The following is a 14,642-nucleotide window of genomic DNA, read 5'->3' as shown; positions in this document are numbered from 1 at the left end:
ACCCTACCTTGTCCGGAGCCGCATCCCCCCAGCCCCTGCCTCGCGCCACCCGGCGCATATATCGGCCGAAAGAGTCCCGATTCCCCGCCGGCACCATTTTCGCGCCTTGCTCAAAGCCGACTATAGCGGTACTTATCAGGCCCAGAAACCGGGTCTGTACCCTTCCATGCCACAGAACAGCCGCCCAGGCTTCCCGGCCATGGCGATCATGCCGAGATCGTCATAACCACAGCCGGCATACGAAAGGAAAAGCGGCATCTTGGACCCCGTCAATGGCAGCACAATCGCACAGCCCGGCGACGGTAAGCTGACCGACAGGAACCGCTCCGTGCGGCGGTTCCTGTCGCTTTCCCGCGGCATGGCGCTTTCGAACAATGTGCTGCGCGGCAGCCTGAATTCGCTTTCCTGGCGGTCCCTGATCCCGGGAACGGACATCGGCCTCGCGATCGGTGTCCTGCTGCTTCTGTCCATCCTCATTGTTCCGCTGCCAACCTTTGTCCTCGACATGGGGCTGTCGCTGTCGATCACCGCCTCCGCGCTGGTCCTCATGGTGTCGCTGTTCCTTGAGAAGCCGGTCGAGTTCACCTCCTTTCCCACCCTTCTCCTGTTGACGACCCTCCTGCGACTGGCACTCGAAATCGCAACCACGCGGCTGATCCTCAGCCACGGCAATGAAGGCGCATATGCCGCCGGCCATGTGGTGGCCGCGTTCGGCGGCTTCCTGATGGGCGGGGACGTCGTCATTGGCGGGATCGTGTTCTGCATCCTGCTGGTGGTGAATTTCATGGTCATCACCAAGGGCTCGGGCCGCATCGCGGAAGTCGCGGCGCGCTTCTTCCTCGACGCAATGCCGGGCAAGCAGATGGCGATCGACGCCGAACTCTCCTCCGGCGCGATCAACGACCGGACGGCACGCCTGAAGCGCAAGGAACTGGAAGAAGAAAGCGCGTTCTACGGGGCCATGGACGGCGCCGCCAAATTCGTGCGCGGCGATGCGATCGCGGCGATCATCATTACGGGCATCAATATCGTCGGCGGACTGGCCATCGGCGTGCTGCGCCATGGCATGCCCGTGAACGAGGCCGCCAGCACCTTCACGACCCTGACCGTGGGCGACGGGCTCGTATCGCAGATTCCCGCCCTCCTGGTCTCGACCGCAGCCGGCATCGTCGTCACGAAGGGCGGTACGGACGGGTCCGCCGACGTCACCCTGGTTCGGCAACTGGGCGGCAATCCCAAACCAATGGCCATGGCCGCGGTGCTGGCAACCTGCTTCGCGCTGCTCCCCGGCCTGCCGGCCTTTCCCTTCCTGACCATTGCCGCCCTGGCCGGCGCCGGAGCCTGGTGGCGCCACAAAACGCCCACCCAAGATAGTGACGGGGACGTGACCGAAGTCACGCCAGCCCCGACGACGGCTCCGATTTCCGACGTTCTCAAGCTCGACCTGCTGCGTCTCGAACTCGGCTTCGGCCTGCTGCCCCTGACCAGCGGCGAGAATTCCCAACTGACCGAGCAGATCAAGGCGCTGCGCAGGGCGATCGCGACCGAAATGGGCTTCGTGACGCCGCCCATCAGGATACAGGACAATATCCTGCTTCCGTCGGACAAATACATCATCAAGCTCAAGGAGATCGAAATCGGTTCGGGCGAGGCGAAGCCCGGCAAGCTGATGGCCATGAGCCCGTCCGGCGGCACACCTCCCCTTGTCGGCGACAAGGCGACCGAACCCGCATTCGGCCTGCCCGCCGTGTGGATCGACCCCTCCCTCAAGGCCAAGGCCATTGCCTTGAAATGCACCGTGGTCGACCCCGCCAGCGTCATCGTGACGCATCTCAGCGAGCTGGTCAGGCAAAATCTTCCCGACCTTCTGACCTATGTCGCCACCCAGTCACTCCTCGACGACCTGCCCCGCGAACAGCAGAAGCTCGTCAACGACCTGATTCCATCCCAGGTGACGCTCAGCACGGTCCAGCGCGTCCTGCAATCGTTGCTGGCCGAACGCATTTCGATCCGCGACCTTCCGACCATTCTCGAAAGCATCCAGGAAGGCAGCGGCCTCGGCCTGCGTGGCATCCAGAATCTGACCAACCATGTGCGCGTCCGCCTCTCCCGGCAGATCTGCAGCACGCTGGAAGGTCCGGGCGGCTATATTCCGATGATCACCCTGTCTCCGGAATGGGAGGCGGAATTCATGAACCACATCGCGGGACAGGGCGAGGAACGGCGCTTGGCCATGCCGCCGTCCCTGCTGAACCGTTTCGTCGCGCGCCTCCGAGAGGTCTTCAATACCGTCTCTTCCACCGGCGAGGTACCGGTCATCGTCGTTTCGACGCCGGTCCGGGACTCCATGCGCTCGATCGTGGAACGCGTACGACCCAGCGTATCGGTCCTTGCACAATCCGAAATATATCCACGCGCCCGAATCAAGACGATCGCAACCATTACATGACATCGGGGCAGGAGAAATTGCACGCCACCCCACAATCTTTCTCGCTCTTGCAAGAATGAACGTATGGTCATGCCAGGCTGGAGGCCCTATAAAGATGCGATCAAGATCATAGTCGCGTCTTCCATGCCATGGCAGTGTATCAAGGATCGGGCTGATGTCCATCTCCAACGCCTCTCCGATTTCGACATACATTTCTGCGATCAAGAACGAGGCGACGGCCTCGGCGACCTACGCGAAGACCGACGCCACCACCAAGCAGGAAGTCGCAAAGTTCGAAAAGGATGCGGCGTCGATTACGTCCGTTGATGGACTCTTGAAGGATTATTCGGTCCTGCAGGTGGTGCTGGGCGCCTATGGGCTCAGTTCCCTGTCCAACGCAACCGCCATCATCAAGGACTTATTGACGCAGGACCCGACATCATCCAAGTCCCTCGCCAAATCATCCAATAACGCCGCATGGCTGGCCTTTGCCGATGCCTTCAAGATGTGGGGGCAAAACAAAGGCACGTCCTCCGTGTCACCCTTTGCTCCCGACGCAACCTCCGCCGTAGTCAGCCAGACCTACAGCGCGACGAAGACCATTTCGGTAAACGCCACCCTTCCCGCTGCCGACGCGACCGGCCAGACCTATACGACGGCACCCGTCACGACTTATGATTCGCAATCCAACGCCCATCAGGTGGCCCTTAAATGGACCCAGGATTCAAGCAATCCGCGGATCTGGACCGTTAATGCCTATGACGCGGACGGCAATGCCACAATCGATACGAACGCCTATCAGGTCGTCTTCAACCAGGACGGTAGCCTGGCGTCCGCTACCGACATGTCGACCGGCAAGGCCGTAACCTCCGGCGGAGCCGGAAGCACCGTGTCATTGCCCATTACCCTGAATATCACCCCATCCGGCAGCACCGGCACCACGCATCAATCCATCAGCCTTGATCTCGGGACGCTTGGGGGAACCGGCGGCGTCACCATGGCTCCGTCCAGCACGTCCAGCACCATCAGTAAAAGCCAGGTCGCCAGCCTGACATCACCGTCAGGCTCCAGCATCAGCCTGACACTTCCCTCCATTACGCTGGGTACCCTCTCGGGCACGAACCAGACCTACGTCACGGCACCGTTCGACCCCAACGAAACATCGGACGACGCCAACGGCGTCGCCGCCGCCAACCGGGCCACCCTGTCCGTCAAATGGGTTCAGGACTCCGCCTCGCCCTCGACCTGGCAGGCCTATATCATCGATCCCTACGGCGCGCAGGTCACCAGCACGACATTTACGACTTCATTCGACAGCACCGGCAATCTTCTAAAAGTCAACGGGCAGTATTCGCATACTATCCCCGCATTGCAAGCGAAGATGAACGGCGTCACCTACACCGTCGATGTTCAGCCCCCCAATCTTTCGACTTCGACGCCGAGCCAGAATTCAACCCTGACGACCGACAGTAAAGTCACGAACACCGTGACCAAGATCAACATGAAAGATGTCGTGTCGCAGTTCGAATTGAGTCAGTACGAAAATAGCAACGATTTCCAGGATAACGGGGTCGGCAACGCCCTCTACTTCACGCGCAAGATGAGCAGCATCACCTCCCTGGCGCAGTTGATGTCCGATCCCATCTTGCTGAAAGTCGCGGAAACGGTCTCCGGCTACGATCCGTCGACATTCGGCACATTGGATTACGACCAGCAGATCCGGATGCTGAAAAGCAAGGTAGATTTCACCAAGCTGCGGACTCCAAAGCAGATCCAGCAATATGCGGAACGTTATCTGGCCATGCTCCAGATCACTCCGCAGACGCCGGACAAACCGGCAACCATGATGGATCTGTATGGTGGCGATTCGAGCAAAGCGGGCATTGCCGCACTCTTCGGTGTCAATACATCGTCATCCTCGTCGAGCGGAAATCTTTATTCCGGCATGTTTTGAGGAGGCTGTCGCAGAATTACAGAAAATGCACCGCGGAACGTCGGACGCAGAAACCTCGATGCCACTCCCAGGACATCGGTCTCCGAGCCTCGCGATTTGCGCAGGCGCAACCTGTCTGACAGGGTAAGCGCAATATGCAACCTGCCGAATCGACTACCGGGACAGCAAGAGCGTCCGACGATGATACGCTTGGCACCGGAATGGCCCGCACCCTGGATGCGATCCGCAATGTCGTGGCCGGCCCCTTTCACGATATTCCCGTGGGCGTGCTGGAAGGCCGAGTGACCGGATTGACCGGCCTTTCCGTCTCCCTCAGCGGCATGCGCGACTTCACCGGAGTCGGGGACAGGGTCTGTATTTTCGGACTGGACGGACGTGAGACGGATGCGGAAATCGTCGCGTTCCGAGGTGACACGGCCGTTGCCATGCCTTTCGGGGCATTGGCGGGCATAGGGTCCGGCTGCCGTGCAGCATTCCGGCTATACGACCCAGAACAGCGAAAGCGTCGGGCGGGCGGCACACTGGTCGTCAATCCCCTATGGCAGGGACGCGTCATCGACCCGATGGGGCGTCCCATCGACGGCAAGGGCCCACTGCCCCCGGGCGGGGAACCATGCCGACTGCATGCTCCACCTCCGGAAGCCGGGCTGCGGGCCCGCCTCGGGCCACGCATCGATCTGGGCGTACGGGTGCTCAACCTGTTCACGACGTGCCGCGAGGGGCAGAGGCTCGGTCTGTTCGCTGGCTCCGGTGTCGGAAAATCGACCCTCATGGGCATGCTGGCGCGCAATACCGACTGCGACGTCGCTGTTATCGCGCTCGTCGGGGAACGAGGCCGAGAAGTCCGCGAGTTCGTGGAGGACGATCTGGGCCCTGAAGGCCTGGCCAAATCGGTCGTCGTGGTCGCCACCTCGGACACCTCCCCTCTGATGCGCCGGGAAGCCGCCTATTCGGCCATGGCCGTGGCTGAATATTTCAGGGATCAGGGCAAATCGGTCCTGCTGCTCATGGACAGTGTCACCCGCTTTTGCCAGGCCCTGCGAGAGATCGGCCTGTCTTCCGGCGAACCACCCGCCACCCGGGGCTATCCGCCCAGCGTCTTCGCGGAACTGCCACGCCTGCTGGAACGGGCAGGCCCCGGTCTGGCCGGCCCGGATGGCAAGGCCGGCCAGATCACCGCCATGTTCTCAGTCCTCGTCGAAGGCGACGATCACAACGAGCCCGTCGCTGACGCTGTCCGAGGCATTCTCGACGGGCATGTCGTATTGGAACGGCGGATCGCCGAAGGCGGACGATATCCGGCCGTCAATGTCCTCCGCTCTCTCTCGCGCACGGTTCCCGGCTGCAACGCCGCGGAGGAAAACGCCCTGGTCCTGGAAGCGCGCACCGATCTTTCAACCTGGGACGATATTCAGGACATGGTTCGCCTGGGCGCCTACCGGGCGGGAAACGACGCCATAACCGACAGGGCCATCCGCGTCGCGCCCGCAATCGAAAACATCCTGAAGCAGTCACGCAATGAAAGCGCGACGATCGCCGAAAGCTTCGATGCCCTGCGTGGCGCGCTCTCGACCACCGGCACATCGCGATGAATTCCCGGACACGCGCATTACGGTCCCTGATCCGCCTTCACAAGACAAAGGTCGACCAGGCAAAGGCGATCATGGCCGAGGCACTCGCCAGAGAGCACGCGGCACGCAGCCAGGTGGAAAGCAGCCAGGCGGCGATCGAAACCGAACGGCTGGAAGCCACGTCGGGGCACGCGTCACTGGACGATTTCCGTCAGTGGCTGCCTTATGGACAGCAAGCTGTTGAACGCGCCCGGAGTGCCCTGCATGCCGCCAGCCGGACCTCCGACCAGGCGCGCCAAACCCTCATGCAGGCCAACGCGGACCTGAAGGCGGCTACCTCCATTCTGGACCGTCGGGTGGAAGAGGAAAAAGAGATCCGCACCCGCCGGGAACTGGCCGAAATCGACGATCTGTCGCGCCGCGTTCGCATGACCCCAGGTTGACGTTCAATGTTCATGCATCATTCCAACAAAATGATCGTCGGTTTTGTCATGTTTCATCCTTGAGTAAGTGGAATGCCCCCGCTATCGCTATTTATCGAGGTCGGCACATGACGGTGCCTGATACGATACGATACGATCATCTCCATGGACATAAGCGACCAGGAAAGCGCATGGAACAGACAGAACAACAGACCGCAAAGATATTCATTGCCACGCCCTGTTTCGGCGGTCAGGTAACGCAGGAATACATGGAGTCCGTTATCGCCTGCACCGGCGTCATGCGGACGCCGATGACTCTCTCCCTGCTCGGCGACGATGCGATGATCAGCCGGGCACGCAACACCCTGGTTCACCAGTTTTTCACGCGGTCCGACGCCTCGCATCTGCTTTTCATCGATGCCGATATCGGATTCGCCGCAGAAGCGCCGGCACGCCTTCTCGCGGCCGACAAGGACCTGATCGCGGGCATGTATCCGATCAAGGATCGGTTCTGGGACAAAGGCACGCAAGAAAACATCCTGCGTGGCGAACCGCAGGAATCGGCCTCCCTTCGTTATGTCGGAGAGACCGATGCCATGCACGAGACATGGGAAAAAGGGCCGCTCATCCGGACGCATTACGCCGGTACCGGCTTCATGATGATCAGCCGGAAGGCGATCGCCCGCATGATCAAGCACCATCCCGAAACCGCATACCGCCGGATCGACGCCGCGGGCAGCGGAGACGGCAGCCCGCACCATGCACTGTTCGACGCCAGCATTGATCCCGAGACCGGAACCTATCTCAGCGAGGATTTCACCTTCTGCCGGCGCTGGCGCGAACTCGGCGGAGAAGTCTGGCTCGATACCTCTCTTTCCTTGACGCATGCAGGACGCGCAGCCTATCGCGGAGACCCGTCCAGCCGCGTCGGCATGGTCCATCACAAGGGCCTGTAAGGTCACGGTAATCCCTCATGGCGAGAAACAACAAAGCTCCCATCCTCATCAGGCGTAGCGAAGAGTCCGATACGCAGAGCCATCATGGGGGAGCGTGGAAGATCGCCTACGCCGACTTCATGACGGCCATGATGGCGTTCTTTCTTGTCATGTGGCTCCTCAATGCGACAACGGACGAGCAACGCAAAGGCATCGCGCAGTTCTTCAATCCCATGGCGGATACGAAGACCATTGTGCCACCAACGGATGGGGCGCTCGACACCGCGCCCTCCCCTCTCACGGAGGGAAAGTCATTCAAGCTGATCAAGGACGACGCATCCCTGAACGCACCGCAATCCGGAAAGCACGGCGCCGAACGGAACCCCGTCACGTCCACGCGGGGCGGCTCTCCCGACGACATCACCTACGGGATCAGGACACAATTTATCCCACAGGCCCCCACCATCATCCCGATCGGCGGGCCCGAGAGCGGTGGCGGCCAGAACACGGCGTATGTCGGCGCCAACGATGCGGCCGACGAACAGGGCAAAATCGAACATATGGCATCCAGCCTTCGGCAGGCCATCCGGCAAAACCCCGCTTTGCACAACGCGACCCCCAACGTTGCTGTCAGTTTCAGCCGAAACGACATCCGGATCGAGCTTCGGGATGCGAACAACACGCCGATGTTCGATTCCGGATCTCCCGCGCCCAACCGCATGGGCCGACAGATGCTGGCCGAAATCGCCAGATGGCTCGCCCCCATGCCGGAACGTATTTCGATCATCGGCTATACCGACGCCGACACTTACCGCGCCGGCAGGAACTGGAGCATGTCCAACTGGACCCTATCCGCGCTGCGTGCGGATTACGCCAGGGAGGCACTGGTCAAGGCTGGTTATCCGGACACCAATATCCTCGACGTATCCGGAAGAGCCGACCGGTCGCTGGCCATTCCCTCGACTCCGTCGGCGGCAGCGAACCGACGAATCGTGATTGTCATGCACAAGCTGTACGCAGACGCGGCACCTCCCATCGTTCCCTTGCCGAACACGACCGGCACCGTGCCGGCCGGCCCTGCCGGTACCGCCATGAACCAACAGACATCCGGAGCGGCACGGCCGGAATAGCGCCCCCCGGCGAAATCAGAACAGGCCCCAAGGACCTCGGTTTCTCGCCGGGCATAGAGAACTGCACACGACCGCGACCGGCGCATGCCGGCCGGCACATATGGGTGAAAACGGAGACAACTCAATGCTCTTCATCGGGGGCCTCGTCTTTGCGCTGCTCTGCGTCTTCGGCTCGTTCGTGGCCTCCGGGGGTGTCTTGGCCCCTCTGCTCGCCTCCATGCCTTTCGAATTGCTGACCATCATGGGCTCGGCGGCCGGCATCTTCGCGATGGCAAATTCCGCCGACGCGCTCAAAAAGCTTCCCCATGATCTGAAGCTGACGCTGAAGGGCCCCCGTTACGACAAGACGGCCTATCTCGACCTTCTGGTCACGCTGTTCCGATTCATGCGCCTAGCCCATGCGAAGGGAAGCATGGCGCTCGAGGAGCATGTCGAAAATCCGACCGAAAGCAGCATTTTCGCGCAATCGCCCACCATTCGTGACGATCTGGAAACCCGCAACCTGATTTGCGACTATCTGCGGCTGGTCAGCCTCAATCTCGACGATGCCTATCAGCTTGACGACGTCATGTCCCGCGAGCTGAAGAAGAATCTGACCGAGAAGCTGCATATCGCGGAATGCCTGTCGAGCATAGCAGACGCCCTGCCGGCGCTTGGCATCGTGGCTGCAGTTCTGGGCGTTATCAAGACGATGTCCTCGATCAGCAAGCCGCCGGCCGTCCTGGGCGAAATGATCGCCGGCGCCCTCGTCGGCACCTTTCTCGGCGTGCTGCTGTCTTATGGCGTCGTCGCCCCTCTGGCGGCCCGCATGCGGGCTGTGATAACGCAGGATGGCCGCTACCAGGACATCATTCGGGTTGTCTTAGTGGCGCATCTCCAGGGCAATCCGCCTCAGGTCAGTGCCGAAATCGGGCGTAAGGATATTCCACCTGCTTTTATGCCTTCGTTTAGCGAACTCGATACGGCATTATCCGTGTCGCAGCCATCGACGGCTGCCGCGGCCTGACGGAGCGGAATAGCGACAGGAAACACGGGGCGTCCGAATGAGTATTACAATGTCGAAAGTTTCGGCGAAAACGGGTCAGGCGCTCTCTTCTTCGTCATCCAGTTCGCTCCTGCCGGTTTCCCCTGGCACCGCGATCTCCGGAACAGCGGCCGCACAGTCCCATGCAACACGGCGCCCCCCCAATAGGCAGGGCTCCTTCGACGCCCATCTCAAGACCGCGCACGACGAGCAGGCCAACGGCTCACGGAGCGACCGCACGGACGTTCACGATGCGGCTGCGCACGCTTCCCAAACCGCCTCCAAGGACCCGACCGACAGCCCTGCCAGACATTCGGCGCCCCAGAACACCGCCCCGCCACCGGCCACGGACACGGTCTCTGCACCAACTGTCCAGACGGTCGATGCCACGATCGATCCCTCTGCGTCGAGCCCGGCAAAAAAGGCCGCATCCGGTTCGGACACCTCAACCAGCGATGCCACCACGCAAGCCGACCTGACAACCCAGAGCCAGCTCACGGATATCCTGTCCCAGGTCCTCGGGATTCAGCAGGGCCTTCCTTCTTTGGCGTCACAGGGCCAGGACGGTGCGGTCGGCCATGCGGACACGTCCGCAACAGCGAACCCGGCGTCCTTGCCTTCCACCACGGCCGAGACCGCACTCCAGCAGGCACCGACGGCCTCGTCGGTTCTCCAAGCCGACATCGTGGCTCCGGGCGGCCCAACGACAACCGACCAGAACACCTTCGCGACTGCCCTGACCCAGCTCCCAGGTGGCCAGCAGGCCATGGCCGGCCAGGACACCCCCACGGCCACGGCGACACAGACGCCTGACAGCACGCAGATCCTGGCAGGCGCCGGCTCACAGCCAGCAGCAGGAACGATATCGGCGCGCGGCCAGAATACGCCCATGCCCCCCTCGGGGCAGACGCCCGACAGCCAGCATGTCCGAGTGTCCGTCTCATCGCAGCCAGGGCCGGCGACCGACCAGAACAATTCGGTCGTCTCGACACAGACGCCTGGCAGCACGCAGATCCTGGCAGGCGCCGGCTCACAGCCAGCAGCAGGAACGATATCGACGCGCGGCCAGAATACGCCCGTGCCCCCCTCGGGGCAGACGTCCGACAGCCAGCATGTCCGAGTGTCCGTCTCATCGCAGCCAGGGCCGGCGACCGACCAGAACAATTCGGTCGTCTCGACACAGACGCCTGGCAGCACGCAGATCCTGGCAGGCGCCGGCTCACAGCCAGCAGCAGGAACGATATCGGCGCGCGGCCAGAATACGCCCATGCCCCCCTCGGGGCAGACGTCCGACAGCCAGCATGTCCGAGTGTTCGTCTCATCTCAGCCAGGGCCGGCGACCGACCAGAACAATTCGGCCGTCTCGGCACAGACGCCTGGCAGCACGCAGATCCTGGCCTCCACCGTGGCGCTATCGCCGGCAGGCGGGACAGGCGGCGTCAGCCAGGCTGGAGGCACAGGAACAGTCCCGACAACAGCGGCAGCGCAATCGTCGTTCCCGACCACCGCGAAAGCGGCAAAGGACGAAAGCCACGCGTCGCAGGACGCGCCTTCGGTCCTGAAAGCGGCCGAGACCGCCATGACCGCGTCCGCTGCCAGCACGTCGGCCCCTTCGCTCCGGCAGACCGCTTCGGCGAATCAGACTGATCAACGCCGCGCCTCGCCCCCAGCGCCAGCGCTGTCGACCGACAAGCCGGCATCCCCCACCTCTGGCCTCGCGCCCCTCCCCGACGCTACAAACGATTCCCTCGCGCAGTCAGGCGCCCATGGCAGCATGATGGGACATTCCGATTCCGCTGATGGCAATCAGGAGAGGACGAGTTCCCAGACTGACCTGCAGATGGCGACCGGCCTCAATTTGGCCCCAGGCGTCTCCCCGTCCAGTTCCTTTGCGGCCATGTTGAACGACGCGGCATCGGCAAGCCGCGCGGAGCAGACCCAGAAGGCGGCCGGCGCGTCGCATGGAACGGACGGGCAGACCGTCTCACCCTCGATCATGGCGCAATCCGCTGACGGATCGACATCTCTTTCCATGACCATTCTGACCGACGATTCCACACCCGTTCATGTGCGCCTCGAAGGAACGGACGGCCTGACAACCGGCGTGGTTCTCCAAAGCGAAGACCTTGGGACGGCACGCCACCTGGCCGACAACAAGCATGAACTGGTCGCGGCACTCACCGCTGCCGGTGTGGACGTGAGCAACCTGAAAATTGACGTTGTCGCTGCCAGCAGCAGCAACCACGATTTTCAGAACCAGGGCCAAAATCAGAATGCTGACGGCACAGCCTATAATAGCAATTTTTCGGGCAACATGTCCGGCAGCAGTTCTGGACAGAATGGTCAGCAAACCTATGGTGGAAGCACCTGGCGCGCCGATGGCGTGATCTCCGCCCCGGCAACAGGTGATGCCGAGACGCAAGACGGTTCACATTCCAGAAGATCTTCCGGTCCATATGCCGGAAGCGGCATCAACATTACCGCATGACCCCGATGGCTGTCGCGGAGAGAAAGGGAACAGGCAAATGACGACGACATCGAGTGTCAGCAACGAGGCCCAGCTTATCCAGGCAGCAGAAGCCGCCGCCAAGAGTGCTGCGAACACGTCTTCTTCCGGCAGTTCGAGTTCAAGCAGCGGCACCGCAACATCGGCCCTGTCCTCTCTGGCCAATAACTACACCACCTTCCTGTCCCTTCTGACCACGCAGTTGAAGAATCAGGACCCGAGCAGCCCGATGAATACCGACACCTTTACGTCGGAACTCGCGCAATTTGCCGGGGTGGAACAGCAGGTCGAGACGAACTCGAAGCTCGGCTCACTGATTTCGCTGAATGAAAGCGGGCAGATGAGCAACGACTCCAACCTGGTCGGCCAGAAGGCAACCGCGAACACAACGACGCTGCCGCTTCAAAGCAGCTCCGCCTCGCTCAGTTTCTCGGGCACATCCGGGTCCACCGTCGCCATCGCCGTGGCCAACTCCGCCGGCACCATTGTCAAGGATGTTGTCGCCACCGCCTCCAGTGGCACCAATACCTGGACGTGGGACGGAACGGACAATAACGGCAACCAGTTGTCCGATGGCGCCTATAGCGTTTCTGTCCAGACGATCAGTTCCTCGGGCACCACATCCAGCCTGCCCTTCACTGTCACCGGCACGATCACCGGCATACAAAAAGGCGCTTCCGACATGGAAGTCGAGATGGGCAAAGCCACTATCCCGATGTCCGATATTACCAACATCTCTTCCGGAACGAGGACGGGCAGCACCAGCGCGAACAGCGCCAGTTCCTGACAATACTGCTCCTCCGGCATCAGGGCCAGGAGGAGCAGCCCTGCCCTGATACCGGTCTGGGGCAGCATAGCGTCAGCGATGCACCTGCGCCGGATTTTCCGGCCTTGCGTAGTACGGTTTTGAGATCGTGCCAGCCGCCCGGACCTGACCCCGGCACTCCGGGGCAGATCAGGACATGGAATCAGACAAGGTCCAGCGTCGTCGAAGAATTCAGAATGTTGATCCCCGACATGACCGGGATACAGGATTCCTTCGCCTGCCGGTCAGTCCTGCTTTCGGTGACGCTTGCCTTTGCTCCCAGCGGGGTAAAAGCCACCTCATTCAGGCGATAGCCAATCCCCCACAGCGTCGTAAACGGCTCATCAATACCGAAATTACGCATTTTCTTACGTATCTTACAGATCATAACGTCGATAACCTTGCCGTAGGGCTCGCTCTCTCCGGCATACAAGCTATCCAGAACCGTCTCCTTGCTCAGAACCTGTGTCTTGCGCAGGGCCAGCAATTCCACAAGATCATATTCCCTGCGCGTCAAGGGCACAGGCTTGGAGTCGACATGGACCTCTCGCCTGTCGACCCCAACCGTCAAGCGGCCGATATGCAGAGTCAGGCTGTCATGTCCGCTGACTCGTCTGACGATAGCACGCAGCCGGGCCAGGAGCTCCGCGGGATCGACCGAAGCCGACACACAATCATCGGCACCCGTGGACAGCAACTCCGCCACCTCCGACGGGGTGGACGTCCGGGCAATGACCATGACCGGCGTCGGAACACGGCTGTTCCGGATATGACGCAACAGCTTCATGTCCGGCGTCGTCTGCTGGATGACGACGATATCGTAATGGGACCGCCGCAACGTTTCCACAACCCCAGCGGAACCAGATGTCGTTATCGAGACCGATCCGCCCACCGCCGCCTTGGACAATCCCTCGTAGGGTCGACCGTCATTCCGACCCGAATCTTCGCCAACGCAAAGTACGCGCATATCTACTTCCGCCAAAAAGTGTATGGTCGCTAATCGCGAAGGAATACAGGACTATACTTGTCCTCTATCTATTTTTTCTATTCCCACCAGGAAGGGATGCCTGTTCAATTCCGGAATGGATCGAGCGTCTAAAAATCCCTATATGGCTGAAAGTGTCAAGGGCCGACGCTCCGTGATAGCAGCGTTATCATCGATAGAAAGCCACCCTGACCTCAAGTCTTTACATACCTGCCACAGACGGCGGCGCCTGCACAGGCGCTTCATCCGTTAAAGGCCGGTGACAAGACCTGAAAAGGAAAAAAGCACCTTGGCGAAGTCGGATCTATCTCATAAACTGAACGGAGCATAGTTCGGTTATATTATAAGATATGACGGAATCATTTCTGTAGCCTTCATACCGCGCTTCCTCGAAACGAAAGCCGGGGGGCGCGGCCACATATCTGGATTGGGTCCGGGAAAGATGCGATTTGTCTGAGAGAGAACGCCTATCAGGGAAATCTGCCCTGGCCGGTCCTGAACGGACTCTATGACATGATAGTGGGGAACCGGCAGGTTCCAGAATTGAAATATCCCGCGGCCACGTTTCGGCCCTTATTTATTCTGCTTTCTGGTTTTGAAGGATAACGAAATGGTTGACACCACGGCTGCCTCGCTTCTCGCGTCCAGCCTCCGTCAGATGACCTCGGCGGCCTCTCAAGCCGCCTATCACGGCGCCCGCCCCGGACATGCAGCGGCGACAGGCATCGCTATCACCTCCAGCAGTATCGATGGTTCGTCTTCATCCATGAAGTTCGATGCCAGCGGCCAGATCGTGCCCACTGGCACGACGAACAAGAAGGAATCCGCGACCGCGAGCGCCGTTGATCTCTTCGCCTGATCGACCGCGGTCGGGCGGCACAT

11 protein-coding genes are annotated in these 14,642 nt (G+C 61.0%); 10 read left to right on the top strand and 1 reads right to left on the bottom strand.

The genetic code is table 11. The features are described 5' to 3' along the window. Window positions 1-358: 358 nt before the first annotated feature. From flhA to HLH29_RS01475, 9 genes are all read left to right on the top strand, one after another. Entirely contained in the window at window positions 359-2,449 is a 2,091-nt protein-coding gene (flhA, locus tag HLH29_RS01525) for a flagellar biosynthesis protein FlhA (protein WP_182964434.1), read from the top strand. 154 nt (window positions 2,450-2,603) lie between these two features. Beyond that, window positions 2,604-4,382, top strand: coding sequence for a DUF1217 domain-containing protein (locus tag HLH29_RS01520; protein ID WP_182964259.1), 1,779 nt, complete (start codon window positions 2,604-2,606; stop codon window positions 4,380-4,382). Window positions 4,383-4,582: 200 nt separating this feature from the next. Further along, window positions 4,583-5,974 (top strand): flagellar protein export ATPase FliI, encoded by a 1,392-nt coding sequence (fliI, locus tag HLH29_RS01515; protein WP_182964258.1) that lies wholly within the window; start codon window positions 4,583-4,585, stop codon window positions 5,972-5,974. Beyond that, on the top strand, window positions 5,971-6,396 hold the full coding sequence (locus HLH29_RS01510; protein ID WP_182964257.1) for a flagellar FliJ family protein: 426 nt from the start codon (window positions 5,971-5,973) through the stop codon (window positions 6,394-6,396). Before fliI ends, HLH29_RS01510 begins: the two co-directional genes overlap by 4 nt. Before the next feature lie 170 nt (window positions 6,397-6,566). Beyond that, on the top strand, window positions 6,567-7,331 hold the full coding sequence (locus HLH29_RS01505; protein ID WP_182964256.1) for a hypothetical protein: 765 nt from the start codon (window positions 6,567-6,569) through the stop codon (window positions 7,329-7,331). Window positions 7,332-7,348: 17 nt separating this feature from the next. Further along, entirely contained in the window at window positions 7,349-8,440 is a 1,092-nt protein-coding gene (locus tag HLH29_RS01500; RefSeq protein WP_182964255.1) for a flagellar motor protein MotB, read from the top strand. A gap of 124 nt (window positions 8,441-8,564) precedes the next feature. Next, complete coding sequence (gene motA, locus HLH29_RS01495) at window positions 8,565-9,446, top strand: flagellar motor stator protein MotA (RefSeq protein WP_182964254.1); 882 nt, start codon at window positions 8,565-8,567, stop codon at window positions 9,444-9,446. A 49-nt stretch (window positions 9,447-9,495) separates the two neighbouring features. Beyond that, window positions 9,496-11,952, top strand: a complete 2,457-nt coding sequence (locus HLH29_RS19395) for a hypothetical protein (protein WP_220791326.1) — start codon at window positions 9,496-9,498, stop codon at window positions 11,950-11,952. 37 nt (window positions 11,953-11,989) lie between these two features. Beyond that, window positions 11,990-12,757, top strand: coding sequence for a flagellar hook assembly protein FlgD (locus HLH29_RS01475; protein WP_182964250.1), 768 nt, complete (start codon window positions 11,990-11,992; stop codon window positions 12,755-12,757). A gap of 181 nt (window positions 12,758-12,938) precedes the next feature. On the opposite strand, the gene HLH29_RS01470 is transcribed toward HLH29_RS01475, so the two are convergent. Further along, complete coding sequence (locus tag HLH29_RS01470) at window positions 12,939-13,742, bottom strand: response regulator transcription factor (protein WP_182964249.1); 804 nt, start codon at window positions 13,740-13,742, stop codon at window positions 12,939-12,941. A gap of 628 nt (window positions 13,743-14,370) precedes the next feature. Between HLH29_RS01470 and HLH29_RS01465 the strand changes: the two genes are divergently transcribed. Continuing rightward, window positions 14,371-14,619, top strand: coding sequence for a hypothetical protein (locus HLH29_RS01465; RefSeq protein WP_182964248.1), 249 nt, complete (start codon window positions 14,371-14,373; stop codon window positions 14,617-14,619). Window positions 14,620-14,642: the final 23 nt, after the last annotated feature.

It is taken from the genome of Gluconacetobacter tumulicola (assembly GCF_014174215.1).
In the GTDB taxonomy this organism is placed as follows: Bacteria; Pseudomonadota; Alphaproteobacteria; order Acetobacterales; family Acetobacteraceae; genus Gluconacetobacter; species Gluconacetobacter tumulicola.
The sequence above is the reverse complement of the archived record's forward strand: the minus strand, read 5'-3'. Positions and strand labels throughout refer to the sequence as shown.

Coding starts and splice junctions, on each gene's coding strand:
- HLH29_RS19395 (WP_220791326.1), top strand. CDS start 9,496: ATGTCGAAAGTTTCGGCGAAAACGGGTCAGGCGCTCTCTTCTTCGTCA.
- HLH29_RS01470 (WP_182964249.1), bottom strand. CDS start 13,742: ATGCGCGTACTTTGCGTTGGCGAAGATTCGGGTCGGAATGACGGTCGA.
- HLH29_RS01505 (WP_182964256.1), top strand. CDS start 6,567: ATGGAACAGACAGAACAACAGACCGCAAAGATATTCATTGCCACGCCC.
- HLH29_RS01465 (WP_182964248.1), top strand. CDS start 14,371: ATGGTTGACACCACGGCTGCCTCGCTTCTCGCGTCCAGCCTCCGTCAG.
- flhA (WP_182964434.1), top strand. CDS start 359: ATGGCGCTTTCGAACAATGTGCTGCGCGGCAGCCTGAATTCGCTTTCC.
- HLH29_RS01500 (WP_182964255.1), top strand. CDS start 7,349: ATGGCGAGAAACAACAAAGCTCCCATCCTCATCAGGCGTAGCGAAGAG.
- fliI (WP_182964258.1), top strand. CDS start 4,583: ATGGCCCGCACCCTGGATGCGATCCGCAATGTCGTGGCCGGCCCCTTT.
- HLH29_RS01510 (WP_182964257.1), top strand. CDS start 5,971: ATGAATTCCCGGACACGCGCATTACGGTCCCTGATCCGCCTTCACAAG.
- HLH29_RS01475 (WP_182964250.1), top strand. CDS start 11,990: ATGACGACGACATCGAGTGTCAGCAACGAGGCCCAGCTTATCCAGGCA.
- HLH29_RS01520 (WP_182964259.1), top strand. CDS start 2,604: ATGTCCATCTCCAACGCCTCTCCGATTTCGACATACATTTCTGCGATC.
- motA (WP_182964254.1), top strand. CDS start 8,565: ATGCTCTTCATCGGGGGCCTCGTCTTTGCGCTGCTCTGCGTCTTCGGC.